At 46.0% G+C, this 22,821-nt stretch carries 20 protein-coding genes; 12 read left to right on the top strand and 8 right to left on the bottom strand.

Going from position 1 to position 22,821, the window contains the following annotated elements:
* Positions 1-255 precede the first annotated feature (255 nt).
* From KIT90_RS09770 to KIT90_RS09760, 3 genes are all read right to left on the bottom strand, one after another.
* Positions 256-1,518 carry an outer membrane protein transport protein gene (locus KIT90_RS09770; RefSeq protein ID WP_285376468.1) on the bottom strand — a complete coding sequence of 421 codons (1,263 nt, stop codon included), beginning with the start codon at positions 1,516-1,518 and terminating at the stop codon, positions 256-258.
* Between the two features lie 298 nt (positions 1,519-1,816).
* Positions 1,817-2,551, bottom strand: coding sequence for a DUF3379 domain-containing protein (locus tag KIT90_RS09765; protein ID WP_020197091.1), 735 nt, complete (start codon positions 2,549-2,551; stop codon positions 1,817-1,819).
* Positions 2,544-3,092, bottom strand: coding sequence for a sigma-70 family RNA polymerase sigma factor (locus tag KIT90_RS09760; RefSeq protein WP_020197092.1), 549 nt, complete (start codon positions 3,090-3,092; stop codon positions 2,544-2,546). Before KIT90_RS09760 ends, KIT90_RS09765 begins: the two co-directional genes overlap by 8 nt.
* Positions 3,093-3,733: 641 nt before the next feature.
* Here KIT90_RS09760 and fadI point away from each other — a divergent pair.
* Entirely contained in the window at positions 3,734-5,041 is a 1,308-nt protein-coding gene (gene fadI / locus KIT90_RS09755) for an acetyl-CoA C-acyltransferase FadI (RefSeq protein WP_285376467.1), read from the top strand.
* Entirely contained in the window at positions 5,041-7,155 is a 2,115-nt protein-coding gene (gene fadJ / locus KIT90_RS09750; RefSeq protein WP_045415618.1) for a fatty acid oxidation complex subunit alpha FadJ, read from the top strand. The genes fadI and fadJ overlap by 1 nt, the downstream gene beginning before the upstream one ends.
* A 67-nt stretch (positions 7,156-7,222) precedes the next feature.
* Here fadJ and KIT90_RS09745 read toward each other — a convergent pair whose 3' ends face one another.
* A complete protein-coding gene (locus tag KIT90_RS09745) occupies positions 7,223-7,477 on the bottom strand; it encodes a hypothetical protein (protein ID WP_041057922.1) in 255 nt (84 codons plus the stop codon).
* 97 nt (positions 7,478-7,574) lie between these two features.
* Complete coding sequence (locus KIT90_RS09740; protein WP_285376466.1) at positions 7,575-10,352, bottom strand: insulinase family protein; 2,778 nt, start codon at positions 10,350-10,352, stop codon at positions 7,575-7,577.
* A 377-nt stretch (positions 10,353-10,729) separates the two neighbouring features.
* Here KIT90_RS09740 and sixA point away from each other — a divergent pair, with 377 nt between their 5' ends.
* The gene (gene sixA, locus KIT90_RS09735) at positions 10,730-11,194 is read left to right on the top strand and encodes a phosphohistidine phosphatase SixA (protein WP_005438776.1); all 465 of its coding nucleotides are present in this window, start codon (positions 10,730-10,732) and stop codon (positions 11,192-11,194) included.
* Positions 11,195-11,296: 102 nt separating this feature from the next.
* On the opposite strand, the gene smrB is transcribed toward sixA, so the two are convergent.
* Positions 11,297-11,827: an endonuclease SmrB gene (gene smrB, locus KIT90_RS09730; RefSeq protein ID WP_285376465.1), complete on the bottom strand. Its 531-nt coding sequence runs from the start codon at positions 11,825-11,827 to the stop codon at positions 11,297-11,299.
* Positions 11,828-11,888: 61 nt separating this feature from the next.
* Here smrB and prmB point away from each other — a divergent pair, with 61 nt between their 5' ends.
* Together prmB and aroC are read left to right on the top strand one after the other, a co-directional pair.
* Positions 11,889-12,821 (top strand): 50S ribosomal protein L3 N(5)-glutamine methyltransferase, encoded by a 933-nt coding sequence (gene prmB / locus KIT90_RS09725; protein WP_005433096.1) that lies wholly within the window; start codon positions 11,889-11,891, stop codon positions 12,819-12,821.
* A 221-nt stretch (positions 12,822-13,042) separates the two neighbouring features.
* Positions 13,043-14,128 carry a chorismate synthase gene (gene aroC, locus KIT90_RS09720; protein ID WP_039842461.1) on the top strand — a complete coding sequence of 362 codons (1,086 nt, stop codon included), beginning with the start codon at positions 13,043-13,045 and terminating at the stop codon, positions 14,126-14,128.
* 84 nt (positions 14,129-14,212) lie between these two features.
* Here the strand turns inward: aroC and KIT90_RS09715 are convergent, their stop codons facing one another.
* Positions 14,213-14,836 (bottom strand): trimeric intracellular cation channel family protein, encoded by a 624-nt coding sequence (locus tag KIT90_RS09715; protein WP_038896114.1) that lies wholly within the window; start codon positions 14,834-14,836, stop codon positions 14,213-14,215.
* Positions 14,837-14,866: 30 nt separating this feature from the next.
* On the opposite strand from KIT90_RS09715, the gene KIT90_RS09710 reads away from it, so the two are divergent.
* From KIT90_RS09710 to KIT90_RS09695, 4 genes are all read left to right on the top strand, one after another.
* The gene (locus KIT90_RS09710) at positions 14,867-15,004 is read left to right on the top strand and encodes a hypothetical protein (RefSeq protein ID WP_285376464.1); all 138 of its coding nucleotides are present in this window, start codon (positions 14,867-14,869) and stop codon (positions 15,002-15,004) included.
* 160 nt (positions 15,005-15,164) lie between these two features.
* On the top strand, positions 15,165-15,695 hold the full coding sequence (locus KIT90_RS09705) for an elongation factor P hydroxylase (protein WP_285376485.1): 531 nt from the start codon (positions 15,165-15,167) through the stop codon (positions 15,693-15,695).
* A 15-nt stretch (positions 15,696-15,710) separates the two neighbouring features.
* Complete coding sequence (locus KIT90_RS09700) at positions 15,711-15,974, top strand: YfcL family protein (protein ID WP_005433127.1); 264 nt, start codon at positions 15,711-15,713, stop codon at positions 15,972-15,974.
* Between the two features lie 176 nt (positions 15,975-16,150).
* Positions 16,151-16,675 (top strand): NADPH-dependent FMN reductase, encoded by a 525-nt coding sequence (locus tag KIT90_RS09695; protein WP_020197100.1) that lies wholly within the window; start codon positions 16,151-16,153, stop codon positions 16,673-16,675.
* A gap of 226 nt (positions 16,676-16,901) precedes the next feature.
* Here KIT90_RS09695 and mnmC read toward each other — a convergent pair whose 3' ends face one another.
* The gene (mnmC, locus tag KIT90_RS09690) at positions 16,902-18,920 is read right to left on the bottom strand and encodes a bifunctional tRNA (5-methylaminomethyl-2-thiouridine)(34)-methyltransferase MnmD/FAD-dependent 5-carboxymethylaminomethyl-2-thiouridine(34) oxidoreductase MnmC (RefSeq protein WP_285376463.1); all 2,019 of its coding nucleotides are present in this window, start codon (positions 18,918-18,920) and stop codon (positions 16,902-16,904) included.
* A 128-nt stretch (positions 18,921-19,048) separates the two neighbouring features.
* Between mnmC and fabB the strand changes: the two genes are divergently transcribed.
* The 3 genes from fabB (at position 19,049) to KIT90_RS09675 (ending at position 22,723) form a co-directional block, all read left to right on the top strand.
* Complete coding sequence (gene fabB, locus KIT90_RS09685; protein ID WP_005433116.1) at positions 19,049-20,260, top strand: beta-ketoacyl-ACP synthase I; 1,212 nt, start codon at positions 19,049-19,051, stop codon at positions 20,258-20,260.
* Positions 20,261-20,579: 319 nt separating this feature from the next.
* A complete protein-coding gene (locus tag KIT90_RS09680) occupies positions 20,580-21,713 on the top strand; it encodes a 4-phosphoerythronate dehydrogenase (RefSeq protein ID WP_285376462.1) in 1,134 nt (377 codons plus the stop codon).
* Positions 21,710-22,723, top strand: a complete 1,014-nt coding sequence (locus KIT90_RS09675; RefSeq protein WP_005433088.1) for an aspartate-semialdehyde dehydrogenase — start codon at positions 21,710-21,712, stop codon at positions 22,721-22,723. Before KIT90_RS09680 ends, KIT90_RS09675 begins: the two co-directional genes overlap by 4 nt.
* Positions 22,724-22,821: the final 98 nt, after the last annotated feature.

The following is a 22,821-nucleotide window of genomic DNA, read 5'->3' as shown; positions in this document are numbered from 1 at the left end:
ATTACTTTAAAAATGAAAAGCCAATAAAACAGTGTTTTCAGTTCTATAATCTATTTATGTGGGGATATTTAGATGATCTATCTAACTGTAACGGCTGTGTGAAAAAGTTTCAGCGAACACCTGTGAGTTATAATTACGGCTTTTGATTACACGTGTGCGCCCAATCTCGGTGAATAGAAAACAATAGATAAGAAAAAAGGCTGGAATTCCAGCCTTTTATATAGAGAGTACTTATATTAGCTTGTCGCGTAATGCTTAGAAGCTGCGGCTGTATTGTAAGCCGAATAGAATCGCGTCTGCACGAGTCGTTGCTTCGATAGAGGTACCTAAACTAGATGTTTCTTTAACTTTAACGTCTTCACCTAATAGGTATGTAAAGCCAATATCAACATTTGATGCGTTATCAATGTGGTAAGTTGCACCAGCTGAGAACCATTGACGATCTGAGTCAGGCACTGATACTGATGTCTTCTGGTCTTGTGCACTTGTGTCGTACATGTAACCAGTACGTAGTGTCCAGTCAGAGTTCATGTAGTAGGTACCACCGATAGCGTAGTGCCAACCATCTTGCCACTCGTAATCGTTAAATGTTTGATTAGAGCCGTTTACAGTACCGTCTAGAGTATCGAATGCGCTCCAACCGATCCATTGAACGCTATAGTGTACCGCGAACTTAGTGTCTTGAATTTTGTGGTAACCAGAGAACTCTGCCATGTCTGGTAGAGGTAGGTTTAGCTTACCATTAGAATCTTTCGCACCTGCAGGTAAGAATGCAATATCACCCTCTGCTTCAATTTCTGGGCTGTAACGGTAAGAGAAACCGAAGCGGTTATTTTCATCTAGTTCGAATACGGTACCAACGTTGAAGCCAACACCAAAACCTGCCGCATCAGCATCTAATAGAGTGGTACCTTTTGGAATCATACCGCCGAATAGGTCTGTACCAAGAGTGCGTTGTAGCTTACCTGTACCGTAAATTAGGTCTAGACCTGCACCAAAGCTCCATTGGTCGTTTAGACGGTAAGAACCCGCAATACCAACGTTAACGCTTTTCACGTCAGTTAAACCGCCAAACTCAGACCATGTTAGGTCATTGCTGAACTCTGTTTTTGTACCGAAGTTAGAGTATGCGTTTACGCCCCAAGCAAACTTGTCGTTCACTGGCACGATAAGATGAATGTTCGGTGCTACAGATGTGCTGCCAATATCATCATAGCTAGTGTTATCTAGCGTTTGACCAAATGGGTTCTTGTAAGTCACATTTTTAGCTGAGATATCAGTAGTGATAGTCTCAAAACCTAGCGACAGTTCCATTTTGTCAAATAGAGCCATTGCTGCTGGGTTACGAGCCATTACAGATGCGTTATCTGCAATTACTGCATCACCTGCGAATGCACGACCGATACCAGTCGCTGATTGTGCGTTTAGCTGGAAACCAGCTGCCATTGCTTGACCAGATGCCATTGCAACCGTCACTGCTAGGAGAGTCTTTTTAAACAGACGCGTATTCTGAGTCATTATTTATTCCTTATTAGTTTCGTCTCTTTGGACGATAAGTTGAGCTTTTGCTCAGTGGCGCAGATAGTAGTATTAAGAGTGGACCATACAAATCCGACCATTGGATAAATTTGAATAAAAATTGCAGAAATGATGTCTAAATGTCGGGAAATTGCACCTAAAGTGCATAATTTAGAGTTTTGACTCTAAACTCAATAGGTGGGGTGAATGTTTTGCTTTGAATTTATAAACAAAAAGCCGCTAAATTTCGAAATTTAGCGGCTTTTGACTGTTTAGTCATGTGGTTTCGATGAAGTTCTTACATCGGTTCCATCATAGGAGCGAGTTTCGCTGCGATGGCTTCAACGTCTTCACCGCTGTTACCAACAAGAATCATGCTTGCTTTACCTACTGGTTTCACAACGCCGCTCATACCATCTTTATCAAAGTCGACTTTCTGATCACTCTTCACGTCAGTAACAAACATGGTTACTTTGCCTTCTTTTCCTTGGAAGACCATATGAAGAGCATTGTTCGACTCACCAAAGCCACAATGATTCAGGTAGTAGACGTGGTAAGGGAAGTCGCCATTGATCTGATAATGGAAAGGCATCATCTTGGCATTTACTTGCCTATTAGAAACATTCTCGTCTAATTGGTTAACGAACTCTTTCTCAGCCACGACGTGCTTCATTGCGGTATCAGCTAGGCTCGCTTGCGCTGGAGAAACAATGACATTACCCCAGTTAATTTGACCTACAAGTAGACCAGCAGTAAACGCAACCGATGCAGCCAGTGCCATCGCTTTACGAGCAAAATTCGGTCTTACCACTTTGTCGTCATCTAGCGCGTTTGACGTTTGGCTAAACAGAATTTTGTCGGCAAGGTCTTCAGGCACATCCACATTCATGGCTTGCTTGATTTTAAGGTCGAGATCCAAAACGTCATCAACAAACTTGCTGTTAGCGTCGTTCTCAGCTAAAGCTTGCAGAATCTCTTCATCCTTCTGTTTTGGATCCGACAAAATACGACGACGAAATTCTAAATCATCCATTTTTTTGTCCTCTCTGAGTATCTTGAGAATCCAACATCTCTTTTAATTGATTACGGGCACGGAATAGGCGCGTCATTACTGTGTTCTTGTTTAAATCAAGAATGTCACCGATTTCTTCTCCACTGAAACCGCCTACAACTTGAAGAAATAAAGGTTCACGGTATTCGACGTCGAGCTTCATGATCTGAGCTTGCAGCCATTCCTGTTGATGATGTGGGTCATCGCTGACTTTAGCATCATTGCCGTAGTCATCGATATCAACCAAATCAAATTGTTTACGCTCGAAGCGGCGTGCGTTTTCTCGTCTTAATATGGTAATAAGCCAAGATTTTGCAGCCTTTTCATCTTGAAGACTATCCAGCGACTTCCATGCACGCAGACAGGTCTCTTGAACCAAATCTTCTGCAACAGCCTTATCCTTGCACAACCAGTAAGCGTAGCGATACAAGTCTCTGTGATAGCCCCGAACAAGAGCTTCGTATTTTCTTTGTCTGTCCATATCAGAGTTGACCGGACTGTTGGAATTTTTCTTTCCAAACATTTTAAATATTGCCACAGGAGCCTCCGTCTTGCTCTGTGAGGTCATAGTTCGATTTGACTACATCTGTATGTAGTTTAGCAGCAGCACAATATACTTCTTCTACGATCAAGCACTTATTTGAAGTGATGATAATTTATTCTATATCGTTTTAATGGGGTACTTTCCTACACCTTTTTTGGGGCGATTTGAAGTTATTCGAACTTTGATACGGTGGGAACCCGTAAAATCGCCATAAAATTGATCTATTTCAAAATCTCGCGCAGTGAAGGGGCTATAGTACATCTTGTCATCTAGTTAGTCATTGACGACTAACATGTTGAGCAAGATGACACTTCCTTTTGAAGGCTGACTTTACTTTCTCCTAATCAGGAAACTGATTAATTTTACAATTGGCGTATGTTAATTGTTTTATAGATATTCCGACCACACAGTTTTGTGTGGTTTTTTTTTGCTTCAATTTTACCTTCCGCACACTTCTCCTCTGTTTTACTCACTATAGTTAATCATTCTTAATCGCCTAAGAATCAATGAACTAGAGCAATAGATCTACTCGCTTCACGTTTATTTAAACGCATGTTTGATAAATTTAACAAACTGATTACAATGCATCAGGTCAGACCTCTTGTATTTAAGGAGAAACAATGGGCAAGCAGGAAGTGAAAACACGCCACGGTGAACGTGTTGCTATTGTCGCAGGGCTACGAACCCCCTTTGCTCGTCAAAGCACTGAGTTCAGCCAGGTGCCAGCGGTCGATTTAGGCAAAATGGTAGTGAGCGAAATGCTTGCTCGCACAGACATCGATCCGAAACTCATCGAACAAGTGGTATTTGGACAAGTAGTTCAAATGCCAGAAGCGCCAAACATTGCACGTGAAATTGTGCTTGGTACAGGAATGCACATCCACACTGACGCTTACAGTGTTACTCGCGCGTGTGCGACCAGCTTCCAAGCTGCAGTCAACGTTGCTGAGAGCATTATGGCGGGCAGCATTGATGTTGGTATCGCGGGTGGTGCGGACTCTTCATCTGTTCTACCTATTGGTGTTTCTAAGAAACTTGCCGCGAACTTGCTTGCGCTAAGCAAAACCAAAACGCTGGGTCAAAAGCTCAACATTCTTAAAAAACTCAGCTTTAAAGATTTAATGCCAGTACCGCCAGCGGTAGCTGAGTACTCGACGGGTCTTTCAATGGGTCAAACTGCCGAGCAAATGGCGAAGTCACATGGCATTACTCGTGCAGAGCAAGATGCTTTGGCACACCGTTCTCACTCTCTAGCTTCGCAAGCTTGGAAAGACGGCAAGATCGAAGACGAAGTGATGACTGCTTTCCCAGCGCCTTACAAAAAGTGGATCTCTGAAGATAACAACATTCGTCATGACTCGACATTAGAGGGCTACGCGAAACTGCGTCCGGCTTTCGACCGTCAATACGGCAGCGTAACAGCCGCGAACAGTACGCCATTAACCGATGGCGGTGCTGCCGTGATGCTAATGCGCGAAGGCAAAGCGAAAGAGCTAGGTATGGAAATACTTGGCTACATCCGCGGTTATGCATTCTCAGCCATTGGCGTAGAAATGGACATGCTAATGGGACCAACATACGCGACAGCAAAAGTGTTGGAGAACACAGGTCTAGAACTTTCAGATCTGACGCTTATCGATATGCACGAAGCCTTTGCTGCTCAAGCATTGGCGAACGTGAAGATGTTTGCTTCTGACAAATTTGCCCAAGAAAACCTAGGTCGCTCGAAAGCGATAGGTGAGATCGACATGGATAAGTTCAACGTCCTTGGCGGTTCAATTGCCTACGGTCACCCATTTGCCGCAACTGGCGCACGTATGATGACGCAAACGCTGCGTGAGCTTAAACGTCGAGGTGGTGGTCTTGCGTTGAATACCGCATGTGCCGCAGGTGGCCTTGGTGCAGCAATGATTTTGGAGGTTGAGTAATGAGCGAGCAAAAAGCATTTAGTCTAAAGATTGATGAGCAGAACATTGCTTGGCTAGCCATCGATGTGCCAAACGAGAAAATGAACACGTTGCAAGCGGCGTTTGCAGATGAGATGAAAGAGATCTTCGCTCAACTCAAAGACACCAGTGGCGTGAAAGGGATGATCATTCATTCTTTAAAACCAGATAACTTTGTTGCTGGTGCTGACGTTCGTATGCTTGAAGCGTGCACAACGGCGAGTGAAGCGGAAGCATTGGCTAAGCAAGGTCAAGAGTTATTCCAGCAGTTGTCTGATCTGCCTTATCCGGTTGTTGCTGCGATTCACGGCCCATGTCTAGGTGGCGGTTTAGAGCTTGCGCTAGCGTGTGATTACCGAGTGTGTACTGATTCCGATAAAACGCGTCTTGGTTTGCCAGAAGTGCAACTTGGTTTGTTGCCTGGTTCTGGTGGTACTCAGCGCCTTCCTCGTCTGATTGGTTTGTTGCCTTCGCTAGACCTCATCCTTACTGGCAAACAACTGCGTGCCAAGAAGGCGAAAAAACTGGGCGTTGTTGACGCGTGTGTACCGGAGACGATTCTTCTTGATGTAGCTGAGCAGCTTATCGAAAAAGGGAAGAACAAAGGTAACAAGAAGCAATCGACAAAAGAGAAGTTGATGTCGGGCAGCGGTTTAGGTCGTAAGTTTGTGTTTGAGCAAGCCGCGAAAAAAACCAATGAGAAGACCCGCGGTAACTACCCAGCAACGGTTGCGATTCTCGAAGTCATTCAGCACGGTCTTGAAAAAGGCTTTGCTCAAGGTCAAGAGCTTGAAGCGAAGCGCTTTGGCGAACTGGTGATGAGCTCAGAATCGAAAGCACTGCGCTCTATTTTCTTTGCTACTACTGAAATGAAGAAAGAAAACGGTGCGGAAGCCGAGCCAGCAGCTGTCAACAGAGTTGGCGTGTTGGGTGGTGGTCTAATGGGGGCAGGCATCAGCCATGTTTCTGTTGCGAAGGCGAAAGTGCCAGTACGTATTAAAGACGTCAGCAATGATGGCGTGCTTAACGCGTTGAACTACAACTACAAGTTGTTCGAAAAGCAGCGCAAACGTCGCATTATCTCTAAAGCGGGCCTGCAATCGAAGATGCTGCAACTGTCTGGTGGCATTGACTTCACAAGCTTTAACCATATTGATGTGGTTATTGAAGCGGTGTTTGAAGATCTTGACCTTAAGCAGACGATGGTTGCAGATATTGAAGCGAACGCAAAACCAGAGACCATCTTTGCGACCAACACGTCTTCACTGCCAATTCACAAAATTGCGGAGAAAGCAGAGCGTCCAGAAAACATCGTCGGTCTGCACTACTTCAGCCCTGTAGAGAAAATGCCGCTGGTGGAAGTAATTCCTCATGAAACTACGTCAGAAGAGACCATTTCTACGGTTGTTGCACTTGCGAAGAAGCAGGGTAAGACACCAATCGTTGTTAAAGACAAAGCTGGCTTCTATGTAAACCGTATTCTTGCGCCTTACATGAACGAGGCTGCGCACATCTTGCTGGCAAATGAGCCAATCGAACAACTTGATGGTGCACTGCTCGACTTCGGTTTCCCAGTTGGTCCTATCACCTTGTTGGACGAAGTCGGTGTGGATATCGGTGCTAAGATCATGCCGATCTTGGTTAACGAATTGGGCGAACGATTTAAAGGTCCAGACGTATTCGACACACTACTGAACGATGGTCGTAAAGGTCGTAAGACTGGTAAAGGCTTCTACACCTACAAAGGCAAGAAGAAAGAAGTCGATAAGTCAGTGTACAAGCTATTGAACCTGACGCCAGAGTCGAAGCTGAGCGACAACGACATTGCATTGCGTTGTGTGCTGCCAATGCTAAACGAAGCAGTTCGCTGTTTGGACGACGGTATTATCCGTTCTCCACGCGATGGTGATATCGGTGCGATCTTTGGTATTGGTTTCCCACCATTCTTAGGTGGTCCATTCCGTTACATGGATCAATTCGGTTTGAAAGAGTTGGTTGAGAAAATGAACGAGTTTGCATCGAAATACGGTGATCGTTACGCACCGTGTGATGGTTTGTTAACTCGAGCTGGCGAAGGTCGTAACTTCTACGATTAACGGCTAGCGCTAAAAATAGAAAGGCTTGCGTGATGCAAGCCTTTTTTGTGTTTGAGATTATGAGACGTTATTTCTTCTTGTCTTTTTTGTCCTTGTCGTGACCTTTGCCTGGGTTGTTATCACCGTGGACACTAGAATTACCTTTGTGGTCTTTGTCATGTTTCCCTGAGGAGCAATCGTCGGACTTTATTGATACGTTATCACCATCAAGGCGCAAACAGTCTTCACTCAGTTCGAAATCGTCACCCTTAATTGTGATGTCTGCATGGGCAACAGGCGCGAGTGGCATAAGTACAGCAGCAAGTAAAAGTAGCTTTTTCATTTAGTCCTCGTGTTTGCGTAATTGTTGAACAAGGTGATTACAGCATAAACGAAATGACTACTTTTACCATTTCATGCCATTTCTATACTTAAGTCTCTTACCCGAGACCGAAGTCTTTTGGACGCAGTTGAAACTCTTCGATCGAGCCCACTTCTAAACCGAGATTGATACGGGGTTCGTCCGCGTGAGCGATGCCTTGTGAATGCATTACCAAACGATTCGCAGTACGAGGTTTAAGCTCATTGACCACAAAGCGAATCATGTCAGTACGAGTTAACTCTTTAAGCTCTTCCAACACTTTTTCACGCTGATTAAAGTCGGTGTCTTTGTTACCAATTGCTACCCATAGGCGCTGCGCTCGCCCGCGTAATGTGGTGTCAGGCGTTGCAATTTGGTTCCACAATCCGCGTTTACTGCTGTGCCACTGGTATTCATTGAGCTCTAACAGCACCATGTAGAACGCATTTAAAAACTCATCGATTGAGGTAACCAGTTCGGCTGGTGCAGCATTCGGTGACTGCACATAAAGTACAATCCCCGGGTGGCGGTTAAGCGGCATGTTCCCCGTGCCAACCATGTAGCCTAGCTGTTGTTTAGTTCTGATTTCATGGAAGAAGGTTGCCGACATTAGGTGGTTCGCCAAGGAATAAAGTGCAATGTTACGAGGCGAGATGTCTTCGCATTGGTGATAAATCACTACAGCTGAGTCTTGCTGATTACAGTTTACTTCGCGTTGGAAACTGCCGTTTTCACCTAGCATGACGAGTGGGCGAAGCGCTTCTTCGTAACGTTGTTCTTTCACACGCAATGCGTCTTTCAATGTGTTTGCCATGTCATGAGCTTGCTGACGCTGCCAATCGCCATAAACGAACATCTCAACGTGTAGCTCAGCCAGAATCGATTCAACGAACACTGACAGCTCATCCACTTCAATCTCTTCCAATGCTTCAACCAATGTTGCGAATGGAGGATTGTTCGGTTGGAGTAGACCTGTTAGTGCATTAAAAAGCTGGGAAATAGGTCGATCTTGCGATGAATTCCGCCAATTGCGTAACAGTTGCTGCTTAATGGTCTCAAAGCGAGCAGGGCTGAACTCACGTGCAGCAAAGCGATGCAGAATCATTTCCAGCAGCTGTGGCAGCTTCTGGCTAAAACCCGATAATGTCAGCGTGACGCCGCCTTGGTGAGCATACATGTTGTAACCCATGCCCGCGATTTCAGCTTGATAAGTCTCTTTGGCTAGAGAATCGAGGAACATCTCAACACATAGTCGCGTTTTCACGATGTTTTTCGGTGATGCTACCGCGTGTGAACTGTCGATAGCGACGTAAACGACACCTTTTGGTACTCGGAATTCATCGTCTTGCAAGTGCCATAAACGGAAGCCTTCTACATCTTCCACCAACTCAGGCAATGAGCCACCGTTTTCAAACGGTTTTGGATCGAGCTCGTAGCAAATGTATGGGTTCTTTTCTGGGAGAACGAATTGCCAACTTGGGTCAATTTGTTGATAGAAACGGCGCTGTTCTTCGCTGAACGGCGTTACTGAGTAAGGCGTGAAGTACCACTCTGCGGTTTGGTTGTATTCCAAGCCTTTTGCTATCAAGGTGACGCGAACATTTTCAACCGAAAGATATTGGAGTAATGAGCGTTGAAGCGCTTCATCATAGCCTGCCATTTTGTAGTCACCATAAACCGTGTCTTCCGGTTGATAGTGCTGCATATTGATCACCAAATGGCTGACCAAATCCATTGGACGCGATGGCTCTTGGAAGCGAAAAGCAGATTCCAACACCGCTTGTTTTTCCAAGTAGCGCCACTCATCCATACCATCTTGTTTGATCATGGAGAGATATTGGAATACCGCTTGAACGATGTCATCGATATGGTCCAAGCCGTTTGGCGTCAGTGTGCAACTTACGGTGAAATCGCGGTAGTTACTGCCACTCGCACCGCCGCCTGCAGAAAGGGAGGTAATCCAGCCTTTCTCTTTGAGTTGAAGCATCAGACTGCCTTCACCTTCGTAACCCAACAGGTGAGCAAAGTAGGAGAGAGGCTTCACGCTATAGTGAGCGTCCATTCCCGGCATTGGGAACGTGAGAATCAGTTTACGGAATTCTTTAATTGGCTCGACTTGAACCAGGATACCTGTGCTTTCTTCAGTGCCGATAGGTACATCGATCGACTTGCCGCGTAGCTGGTGGTTTGGGATGTCGGCAAACATGGTTTCTACCCACGCTTGCTGCTCATCAAGAGATTGCGGACCAAACAAAGTCAGTGTCATCAAATCGGCAGAATACTGCGAGTGGTGAAATTCAACTATCTCGTCGCGGATGGATTTGCCATCGCGATCGCCAAGTGTATCTAAGTTGCCGACAGAAAATTTTGAAAACGGGTGCTCTGGGTTGATGACTTCTTTGTTGACTTGATACAGACGGCGAGAATCGTCGTTCAGTTTGAGCTTGTATTCGGAATCGACCGCTTGGCGTTCTTTGTCTAACGCTTCTTCGTTAAACAGTGGTGCGGTAAAGAATTGGCTGAAGCGATCAAGCGCAGTTTCAAAAGCAGTTGGTGTGACATCGAAGAAGAAACAGGTGTGCTCGGTGCCCGTCCAAGCGTTGTTGGTGCCACCATGTTGACTAATATAACTTTGAAACTCGCCCACTTTAGGGTATTTTTCCGTACCCAAAAAAAGCATGTGTTCTAGATAGTGTGCCAGACCTTGGCGATCCATCGGATCATCGAAGTGTCCAACGTTTACTGCTAGGGCTGCTGCCGACTGTTGAGCCGTGTCGGAATGAATCAGCAACACGCGCAGAGCATTACTCAATGTAATGTAGCGGTATTGATTTGAATCGTTTGGACTTAGGTGCACGATGCGTCTCCAGATTTCGCATTACAGTAATTATGATCCCCGAGTGGGGAGGCGCAAAGTTTGCGCTTCGACAAATACTGCTTGCCGCATTTTTGTTATTCGTAAGAGTACTGCATAAGCCCATCAGCAAATTGCTATGGGGTTCGAGCTATTTGAAGGAATGCACTGAGTTCATAACTTCATCGTAGAATGTGATGAACTGAGTATATTCTTTTTAATAGATTGTTAAGAAAGTCGCTATCTTTAGCAAGCGAATTGGTATAATGAACCGATAATTATATCAGTATTTTTGTTTCGACATTATTAAAGTTAGCCCGCTATCCGTATAAAGATAGCAGTCAACCTTTTGGTAGCGTTAGCTATCCCTAGGAAATAACATGAAAATATTTATCTTGCGTCACGGTGAAGCAGAGCATTTTGCGAACACCGACGCAGAAAGACAACTGACCCCAAGAGGCAGAACTGAATCGGAAGCAGTTGCCCGAGCATGTAAAGAGCAAGGTTTTGCTCAATTCGACAAAGTACTGGTGAGCCCGTACATTCGAGCGCAGCAAACTTGGCAAGAAATCAGCGCACACTTTTCGGCTAAGAGCATCGAAACGTGTGAAGACATCACGCCTTACGGTCAATCCGACCAAGTGTTTGATTTCGCTAACGCACTAATTGAAGTTGAGAAGCTTGAATCTCTTTTGTTTGTGTCGCACTTGCCGCTGGTGGGCTACCTTACCTCGGAATTTGTGAAAGACATGACGCCGCCAATGTTCCCGACATCAGGCTTGGTGTGCATTGAATTTGATCCGCAAACACAACGCGGTGAAGTGCTTTGGCATATCACGCCATAGAACACTAGCTCTCGGGATAATGGCTCGAGAAAAACAAAAAGGCAGGGTTAACCTGCCTTTGTCGTTCTTGCTCGTTAGCGAAATACTGTCGAAGTCGGTGAGTTATTTTTCTGGAATAGACAGCAGCACCAGTAGGGCACCATCGCCGCCAAACTCTAGAGGCGCTTGGTGGAATGCCATTACGTCTGGGTGTTGAGCTAACCAAAGCGGCGCTTTCTGTTTCAAGATGTGCTTACCGATGCCATGTTGTATACACGCACAGTGGATTTCGTTTTTCACGCAGTACGCGATCATCGCGCCGAGTTCTCGCTTGGCTTCTTGTTGTGTCATGCCGTGCATGTCTAGGAAGACGTCAGGCACGTACACGCCACGACGAAGACGTTTCACTTCATAAGTGGACACATCGTCACGTGCATAACGAGTTGGTCCCTCTTCATTAAGAAGCGGAACAAACTCATCAGAAAAGTAAAACTCAGAATCACTCGCTTCACGGTTTGAGCGTTTGATTTCTTTTTGTTTAGAATTTTTTTTTGGTTGCTGGATTATGGTATCCTGTCGCAACTTTTTTACGCCCTGTACTGCATCCTTAAACAAGGCGAAATCGTCATCGTGTTCGGTGTCTTTTTTGCTCATTAGGTAAACAATTTCATTTTTACAATTTATGGCAGTATTGTAGCGCTTTTCGGAGGCAATTTTGGATAAGATTTTTGTAGAAGAGGCGGTATCGGAGCTCCATACCCTTCAAGATATGATTCGTTGGACGGTAAGCCGCTTTAACGCCGCTAACCTGTTTTACGGTCATGGCACTGATAATGCGTGGGATGAAGCGGTTCAGCTTATCCTGCCGACATTATACTTGCCGATTGATGTGCCTCCGCACGTATTGAACTCTCGCCTTACGACAAGCGAGCGTCTGCGTATCGTTGAGCGCGTAGTAAAACGCATCAACGAGCGAACACCAACTGCATACCTAACGAACAAAGCATGGTTTTGCGGTCTTGAGTTCTTCGTTGATGAGCGTGTACTTGTGCCACGTTCTCCTATCGGCGAATTGATTCAAGCGGAATTCCAACCTTGGTTGGTGGAAGAGCCTACGCGCATCATGGACCTATGTACGGGTTCTGGTTGTATCGCAATTGCTTGTGCGCACGCCTTCCCTGAAGCAGAAGTTGACGCGATCGACATCTCTACAGACGCTCTACAAGTGGCTGAGCAAAACGTCCAAGATCACGGCATGGAGCAACAAGTGTTCCCAATCCGCTCTGACTTGTTCCGCGATCTTCCAAAAGAGAAGTACAACCTGATCGTGTCTAACCCACCTTACGTGGACGAAGAAGACATGAACAGCCTGCCAGACGAGTTCACGCACGAGCCTGAGCTAGGTCTAGCTGCTGGTACTGACGGTCTAAAACTGGTTCGTCGTATTCTTGCTAACGCGCCAGACTACCTAACAGACGACGGTATCCTTGTGTGTGAAGTAGGTAACTCAATGGTTCACATGATGGAACAGTACCCACAAATTCCATTCACTTGGATTGAGTTCGAGAATGGCGGTCACGGCGTATTCATGCTAACGCGTGACCAATTGGTTGAGTGTGCAGAAGAGTTCAAACTGTACAAAGACTAAGTCTGTTTAAATCAACCATTCGAATAGACATTGAAAACACCGAGCCCAGTGCTCGGTGTTTTTTTATCCGCTTCGCACTGAGCTTGGAAAATTTCGGCTGTTTTGTTTTTTCCGCCAAATCGGGCTTTACATCAAAACGTAATACCGCCACTATGATTCCACGAAGAATTGAAAAGCAGTTGCGCTCATGGAGAGCGTGGCGACAAGAACTTGAGGAAGTAATGGCAGGAAACAGTATCGGACAACATTTCCGAGTAACGACATTCGGAGAAAGTCACGGTATCGCACTAGGATGTATCGTAGACGGATGCCCTCCAGGTTTGGAAATCACTGAGGCAGATCTGCAAACGGATCTCGACCGTCGCCGTCCTGGCACATCACGTTACACTACCCAACGTCGTGAACCGGACGAAGTAAAAATTCTTTCTGGCGTTTTTGAAGGTAAAACCACCGGTACTTCAATTGGTCTGATGATCGAGAACACAGACCAACGTTCTAAAGACTACTCAGACATCAAAGACAAGTTCCGTCCAGGACACGCTGATTACACTTACCACCAAAAATACGGTGTGCGCGATTATCGAGGTGGCGGCCGTTCGTCTGCTCGTGAAACGGCAATGCGTGTGGCGGCTGGTGCAATCGCTAAGAAATACCTGAAAGACGAGTTCGGTGTAGAAATCCGCGCTTACTTGTCGCAAATGGGTGACGTTTCAATCGATAAAGTGGATTGGAATGAAATCGAAAACAATGCGTTCTTCTGCCCAGATGCAGACAAAGTCGAAGCGTTCGACCAACTTATCCGTGACCTGAAAAAAGAAGGCGACTCTATTGGCGCAAAAATTCAGGTTGTGGCAACGAACGTACCTGTTGGCCTTGGTGAACCAGTATTTGATCGTCTAGATGCAGACATCGCACATGCGCTAATGAGCATTAATGCGGTAAAAGGCGTAGAAATCGGCGACGGTTTTGACGTGGTAAGCCAAAAAGGCAGTGAGCACCGTGATACGCTTTCGCCAGAAGGCTTCGGTAGCAACCACGCAGGCGGCATTCTTGGCGGTATCTCTACCGGTCAAGAGATAGTTGCAAACATCGCGCTTAAACCAACCTCAAGCATTACGGTTCCGGGTGAAACCATCACTAAAGAAGGTGAACCAACTCAGTTGATCACTAAAGGTCGTCATGATCCATGCGTGGGGATTCGCGCCGTGCCTATCGCAGAAGCGATGCTGGCTATTGTCGTTATGGATCACTTGCTACGTCATCGTGGTCAAAACCATGGCGTACAAACCGAGACTCCAAAGATTTAAGTTTGAAACTTAACTCGATAGAAACACAAAAGGCTGCTCAGAGAGCAGCCTTTTTTCATGTCTTTTCAACAGTTTTGATTCGAATCAGTGAATAGAACCTTCGGTTTCCAAGTGGAATGAAGGCAAGCGCCATTTGAATCGAACTGCCGCCATACGCAGCATGTAACCAGTAATCAGAGTCACAATCGTCGCGGTTACGTCCGGTACGTTGAACTCAAGTAGCGTTAGGTACAAACCTGATGCGATAAGTGCGACAGAGGCGTAAAGCTCTTCATGCAACACAAGCGGTGTTTGACGACAAATCAAATCACGTAACAGACCACCAAATACGCCAGTGACCAGTGCTGACACCATACAAATACCAGGGTGTAAGCCCATACCAATCGCGACTTTGGTGCCGATGATGCTAAATACGATCAAGCCAAGTGCATCCAAACGGATAAATAGCCCTTTGAATTTAATCACCCATTTCGCTAAGCCAGTCGTCAGAACGCCAGCTACACAAGTGATTGCCAAAAATTCTGGATTCTTTACCCAACCTAATGGGTAGTGGCCAAGAAGGATGTCGCGCACCGTACCGCCGCCAATAGCCGTTGCACTGGCTACCAACATAACACCAAACCAATCCATTTTTCTTCGGCCGGCACTCAATGCACCAGTCATGGCTTCAGCCGTGATACCAATGATGTACAACACACTTAGCAGCATAAGGGGACACTCAAATAAAGGGGCTCTGTCATGGTCCTTGAGATTAAGGAAAACAGCAGCAAAACTTACCAACAAGATTTAAACCTTGGGGAGAGGCTTAAACCCAAAAAGAATCTCGCTTTAAGTGGCGTTGAAGTCGCCATCGTTAAGCGTAAAAATAAGGCGTGAGTGTAGTGGGAAATGTGATCTGTGACGAATGAGAAATTGTATGGAGAAAGCGACTTTCAGATTAACTCAGCTAATAACCAAACATGTTGTGTGGCTTTACCTGTGTAAGAAAAACAGCGACAATGCGCACCGCATATCAATTTGACGTACAGAATCGATGATGAACCACGAATATCAAGACCTTATCGCTATTTTCAATGACACATTTCTTGAGCCTTTTAACACTGAGTTAGAGCTAGGCGGCGATGAGCCAATTTACTTGCCAGCAGATGAAGAACATCCGCATCATCGGATTATTTTTGCTCGTGGCTTTTACGCGTCAGCGCTGCACGAGATTGCTCATTGGTGCGTAGCAGGACCAGAGCGTCGTTTGCTGGAAGATTTTGGTTACTGGTACGAACCAGATGGTCGCACAGCAGAGGTTCAAGCTGAGTTCGAAAAAGTTGAAATTCGCCCTCAAGCTTACGAGTGGATTCTAGCGAAAAGTGCTGACTTCCCTTTTAACGTCAGTTGTGACAATCTACACGGCGATTTTGAACCAGATCGTCTTGGTTTCATGCACAAAGTGCACAATGAAGTAATGGGTATTCTAGAAAACGGTCTTCCGCCTCGCGTGAAAATGCTATCGGATGCGTTGCGTGCCTTTTACCAAATCAAGCCGCTGGAACCATCTGACTTTATCGTTAAATAACCTCAGAGAAACGCCATGATTATTGAATTTGAAGAAAAACTACTAGAACTGATTGATGCTCGCATTGAAACAGCATCGGATGATGAACTGTTTGCTGGTGGTTATTTACGTGGTCACATTTCTCTGTCTGCTGCAGCGTGTGAAGAGGAAGGCATTAACGATGTAACTGAGCTTAAATCTCGCATCGAAAACAGTCTTGAAGAAGCACGTTCAGAACTAACGCCAGCCGATCGCGTGATCGTGAGCGATCTATGGCAAGAGCTTCAAGCGCAAGCTTAAGTCTCATTCAGTTATATATGCTTCGATTGGCAGCTCTAAGCTTCTGGTTGAAGCAAAAAGAGTTGAAATAAACTCCTTCGAAATTTTCGAATCTCTCCTTAAAATTTTTGTGGTTGTAGCACACTCGTTCACCTTTTACTCTTGTTAGTACAAAACGTGAACAAAGGATTACAACCATGAAAATTATCGCATTCGGCGCTTCTACTAGCTCTACCTCTATCAATAAAACCCTTGCAACTTACGCTGCTAACCTTGTCGAAGGGGCAGAAGTTCAAGTGTTAGACCTCAATAGTTACGATGTTCCTTTGTTCAGTGAAGACAAAGAGAAAGAAATCGGTCAGGCGGAAGGCGCAAAAGCGTTTCTTGCTGACATCGCAACCGCGGACGCTTTGGTGATTTCTTTTGCTGAGCACAACGGCTCTTACCCAGCGGCGTATAAGAATCTATTCGATTGGGCGACACGCATCGATCGCAACGTATTCCAAAATAAACCCGCAGTGTACTTAGCGACTTCACCTGGCCCTGGTGGTGCACAAACGGTACTCGCTGCGGCGACAGGCTCTGCACCTTACTTTGGTGCTGAAGTGAAAGCATCGCAATCTATTCCAAGCTTCTACGATAACTTTGATTTGGAAGCGGGTGAGTTCCGTAATGCGGAAATTGCAGAGCAGGTGAAAGCGGCCGTGGCGGCGTTGAACTAAACACTTGTAACCCCCTCTAGCTCCTCCTTAGAAAGGGGAAGAATTAATGCGGAGCTAAGAACTGGTTCCTCACTTTTTAAGACGAGGCGAGGGGTGGTTGTTTGTTCTCAGAGCTACCCCCTCTAACTCCCCCTTGGAAAGGGGGAGGACCAATGCGGGGTTAAGAATTTGTTCCTCCCCTTTTTAAGGGGAGGCTAGGAGGGGTTCTTTACGCACTCGAAACGCGTTATAACTCAGTAATCGCCTTACCTTTACGTAGCTTTCTTACCCACATACGGCTAGGGTGCAGCTCAGTCAGCACATCAACAGGCAGTGGTAACGGGTCGCCACAGATTTGTGATGCCAACACTTCTGCCATTAGAGGCGCAGAACTCAAACCACGAGAGCCTAAACCTAGGAAACAGAATAGGTTAGGGAACTGGTGAATCGCTTCAACGTCTTGTTCTTGTTGATTTTGCAGATCTGCATATTGCGTTTTGATGGTTTCAAAGTCGCCTACGTTACCGACAAATGGCAGGTGGTCACGGCTAACACAGCGAATGCCTTGGCGTGATAAATTCCCAGAGGTATCCACTTCTTTTGTCCAAGTTTGGTTCGGCAAACACTTCACCAACTTCTCGGCGTTGTCTTTTTGTGCTTCTTCGTCAAACTCGTAGTCTAGGTGACTGCGGTCGTAACTTGCACCGATGCATAAATGCTGATTATTCGGGTTAACAGGTGTCATGTAACCGTCGTAACACAATACTGTTTTTAGCTTAGACAGCGTTTCAGTTGCAGGGGCATGGCTAACTTGACCTTTTACCTGACCCATTGGTAGATCAGCAGTTTGGCTGAGTGTTTGGAACTCACTGCCATTAGCAACCACGACAGTTGAATGTTCAAAGCTTTGATCGTTCGCTTTCAATACCCAAACCTTGCGCGCTTCATCCCAATCTAGTGACTCGACTTGATGCTCGAACTTCGCTTCAAAAAGCTCGGTGCTTTCTAGTTGAGCAATCAAACCACGGGTGAGTTCAGCAGGACATAACCAACCGCCAAGAGGGTAATGAACTGATGCCATATCAATCGGCAAGCCTATTTTTTCCGCCGTCTCTTCAGCAGATAGTTTGTGAATTAACTCTGGTGTGAAATTGCCAGCAAGCATTTTCTCTAATTTATCTGCAGATTTGTCATCCCACATCAGCTGAGTAATGCCACACCAATCGTGATCAAATTGGATATCTTGCGCTGCTTGGTCAACAAACTGACGGGCAAACAAAAAGCCCGGAGCGAACACGCGTGAAACGCCTTTGTGTGGACCATTTAGTAATGGGTACACTGCGCCTTGTCGGTTGCCGGATGCGCCTTCTGCGGGTTGAACGTCTTTGCAGTAAAGCGTGACATTTTGACCGCGTCGAATCAGCGTTTTAGCCAGAGCTGCACTGGCAATACCGCCACCAATAATCGCAATGGAATCATGATTGGTCGATGCAGTGCGGTTGAACCAAGGTAGGTGGTTTGAATGCGCTTCGCGTTGTTCCATTGAACCTGCGATCATTTCACGCTTGGTGCCGAAGCCTTTGACTTTTTTCATTGCAAAGCCCGCTTCGTTTAAGCCGCGGCGTACAAAGCCCGCTGCCGTGAAGGTTGCGACCGTACAATCCTGTTTCGCCAATTTTGCCATGCCATTAAACAGGCTTTGGTTCCACATCTCTGGGTTTTTGCTTGGAGCAAACCCATCTAAGAACCAAGCATCAATCAAGCCTTGCTCAGCATAAGGAACAAGCGGCATGCAGTCTTTGATATCACCAAACCATAGATCGAGCGTGATAGCGCCATCTTCTAAAACAATGCGATGGCACTCAGGCACAGCCGCTGGATAGTGTTGTTGCAGCTTTTCAGCAAACTCTGCCAACTCTGGCCATGATTGGTGCGCTTTTTCTAGATCAGCTTTGCTCAGTGGGTACTTCTCAAAGCTAACGAAATGCAATTCTTTTAGCGTTGCCTCTGGATATTCGCGACGAAATTCGGTAAACCATTGCCACACGGCTAAGAAGTTCAACCCTGTGCCAAATCCGGTTTCACCAATAACAAAACGTCTTTGGTCAAATTCCTGCCATCTTTCTGGTAGATGATTTTGTTTGAGGAACACGTAACGCGTCTCTTCGAGACCGTTTACGTTGGAGAAATAAACATCATCAAATTGGTCAGAAACCGGTGTACCAGCTTCGTTCCAACCAAGTTCTGCGTTTTTAATCGAAGTCATAATGGTGCAAATATGTGATTTGGCGCGGTTAGAATTCGGCGATTGTACGAATTTCTGGGAAAGCTGACCACTTTTGTTGACTATCTTAGTTATTATCTAGCGGATTTTTGAATTATAGGAATGTCATAATGAAACGAGTCGTAATCACCGGTATGGGTATTGTTTCAAGTATCGGTAACAACGTCGAAGAAGTTCTAGCGTCTCTTAAAGCGGGCAAATCTGGCATCACTGCGTCTGAGCAGTTTAAAGAAAACGGTCTGCGTTCGCAGGTGTGGGGTGATCTGAAAATCAACCCTGCAGAGTTTATTGACCGTAAGCAGATGCGCTTTATGGGTGATGCGGCTGCTTATGCATACCTATCAATGCAGCAGGCAATTGAAGACGCTGGTCTATCTGAAGAACAAGTTTCAAACGATCGTACAGGTATCGTTGCTGGTTCTGGTGGTGCTTCTGCATTAAACCAAACAGTAGCAACTGACACGATGCGTGCGAAAGGCGTAAAACGCGTAGGTCCTTACATGGTGCCACGTACTATGTCTTCAACAGTATCTGCGTGTCTTGCAACACCATTTAAGATTCGTGGTGTGAACTACTCAATGAGCTCAGCTTGTGCAACGTCTGCACACTGTATCGGTCACGCGATGGAGCTTATCCAACTTGGTAAACAAGACATCGTATTTGCAGGTGGTGGTGAAGAGCTAGATTGGTCTCAAACTATGATGTTTGATGCAATGGGCGCACTATCTACTAAGTACAACGAAACGCCAGAAAAAGCTTCTCGTACTTACGATGCAGACCGTGACGGTTTCGTTATCTCTGGTGGCGGCGGCATGCTAGTTATCGAAGAACTAGAGCACGCACTAGCACGTGGCGCGAAAATTTACGGTGAAATCGTAGGTTACGGCGCGACTTCTGATGGCTACGACATGGTAGCACCATCAGGTGAAGGCGCAGTTCGTTGTATGAAGATGGCAATGCAAGATGTTGACGCTATCGACTACATCAACACACACGGTACTTCTACTCCTGTAGGTGACGTGAAAGAGCTAGGCGCTATTCAAGAGCTATTCGGCGACAACAGCCCTGCGATTTCTGCAACAAAAGCAATGACAGGTCACGCACTAGGTGCAGCTGGCGTTCACGAAGCGATTTACTCAACGCTAATGCTAGACAACAACTTCATTGCGCCAAGTGTGAACATCTCTAACTTGGATGAAGCAGCACAAGGTCTAGACATCGTAACGGAAGCTCGCGACGCTGAGCTAACGACTGTTATGTCAAACAGCTTTGGTTTTGGTGGTACAAACGCAACATTGGTAATCAAAAAGTACCAAGCGTAAGCGACCCAAAGCTAACTGAATTTGTTGGTCGGAATATCACTGTGATTTCCCATACGGCGTAAACGGACCAACAAACCAGTTTCCAGAGCTTGATCAGTCAAACTGATCGAACAGACGCAGACTCTATCCCAAGGAGAGCGGGATAGGATCCTTTTGTTCTGGAACTTTGCCCGGCTAATTTAGCCGGGCTTTTTCTTTTCTGAAACCTGTTTTTGCTCACTCTAATTGTTGAGATTTTTCAAGAAAAAGGCACAATCGCTTTAGCTTCGCATATTGCGAATAAACGAACTCATACAAATGGATGTTAAACGCTGGCGCTATGAAAATTATTGTTGATGAAAATATGCCGTACGCTGAAGAGCTATTCAGCCAACTCGGTGAAGTGATTCTAAAACCCGGTCGTACACTGACAGCCGATGATTTAGTCGATGTAGATGCGCTAATGATTCGCTCAGTTACCAAAGTAAACGCAGAGCTGATCAGCAAAGCAAACAAGCTGAAGTTCGTTGGTACGGCAACGGCGGGTATGGATCATGTTGACCAAGCGCTTTTAAAAGATAAAGGCATTTTCTTCACCGCAGCACCAGGATGTAACAAAGTTGGCGTTGCTGAGTATGCGTTCAGCGTCATGATGGTGCTAGCACAACAGCAAGGTTTCTCAGTTTTCGATAAAACCGTTGGTATCATCGGTGCGGGTCAAGTCGGCAGTTACCTAGAGAAATGTTTGAAAGGTATGGGTATCAACGTACTCATCAATGACCCACTCAAACAAGAAGAAGGCGATTCTCGCAGTTTCACTCCGTTAGCAGAGCTCATCGAACGTTCTGACATCATCACGCTGCACACACCTATCACTAAAGATGGCCCACACCCAACCCATCATTTGATTAATGAGAAGGTGTTAAATGGTCTTCGTAGCGATCAAATTCTTATTAATGCGGCACGCGGTCCAGTTGTGGATAACCAAGCGTTGAAGCAACGTTTGCTGAAAAACGACGGCTTTACAGCGGCACTCGACGTATTTGAATTTGAACCAGAGGTTGATATGGAGCTTCTGCCTCTGCTAGCATTCGCAACCCCTCACGTTGCAGGCTATGGTCTGGAAGGGAAAGCTCGCGGTACGACGATGATTTTCAACAGCTACTGTGAGTTCTTAAATAACGAATTACGTGCGCATGCCAGCGATTTACTGCCGACCGCGCCTGTCCCGACTATGGTATTGGACAGAGCATGGGATGAAGCAACGCTGCACAACATCACGCAGTTAATCTATGATGTGCGTAAAGATGACGCTCTTTTCCGCCGCGAAATCAGTAAGCCAGGCTCTTTTGACCTGATGCGTAAAAACTACTGGGATCGCCGCGAGTACAGCGCTGTCACGCTAGTGGGTAACCAAACATGCAATCTTGCACCATTAGCAGAACTAGGTTTTCAGGTTGAGGTAAGTCAATGAGCCAGCAATACAATGTTGCCGTATTAGGTGCGACCGGTGCGGTCGGTGAAACAATTTTGGAAGTGCTTCAAGAGCGCAAATTCCCAGTAGGCGAAATCTTCCTGTTGGCAAGTGAACGCAGTGAAGGCAAGACTTACCGTTTCAATGGTAAAACAATTCGCGTACAAAACGTGGAAGAGTTTGATTGGTCACAAGCCCACATCGCTCTGTTCTCTGCTGGTGGTGAACTGTCAGCAAAATGGGCTCCAATCGCAGCAGATGAAGGCGTGATTGTTATCGACAACACATCACACTTCCGTTACGAGTACGATATTCCTCTTGTTGTGCCTGAAGTTAACCCAGAAGCGATTGCAGAGTTCCGTAACCGTAACATCATTGCGAACCCGAACTGTTCGACCATCCAAATGTTGGTGGCACTAAAGCCTATTCACGATGCTGTTGGTATTGAGCGTATTAACGTATCAACGTACCAATCGGTTTCTGGTGCAGGTAAGGCGGGTATTGATGAGCTCGCAGGTCAAACAGCGAAGTTGCTAAACGGTCTGCCAGCAGACAAGAAGCAATTCTCTCAACAGATCGCATTTAACTGTATTCCACAAATCGATCAGATGATGGAAAACGGCTACACCAAAGAAGAAATGAAAATGGTGTGGGAAACGCAAAAGATCTTTAACGACCCATCAATCACCGTAAACCCAACTTGTGTGCGCGTGCCAGTATTCTACGGCCACGCAGAAGCACTTCACGTTGAAACGCGTTCACCAATCGATGCACAAGAAGTCGTTAACTTGCTTGAGCAAACTGACGGTATCGAAGTATTCCACGGTGAAGACTTCCCAACACAAGTTCGCGATGCGGGCGGTAAAGACCACGTAATGGTAGGTCGTATCCGTAACGATATCAGCCATCACAGCGGCGTAAACCTATGGGTTGTTGCAGATAACGTTCGTAAAGGCGCAGCAACTAACGCGGTTCAAATCGCAGAAGTTCTGATCCGCGACTACTACTAAGTCGACCTCGCTAAGAACCTTTAAGCCTCGCACTATGCGAGGCTTTTTTGTTCGAACTGCGTAAAATTGTGTGAGATTAGTACGAATATGGTGAGAGC

The sequence above is a fragment of the Vibrio sp. B172a genome (assembly GCF_030248355.1).
GTDB lineage: Bacteria > Pseudomonadota > Gammaproteobacteria > Enterobacterales > Vibrionaceae > Vibrio > Vibrio owensii.
The sequence above is the reverse complement of the archived record's forward strand: the minus strand, read 5'-3'. Positions and strand labels throughout refer to the sequence as shown.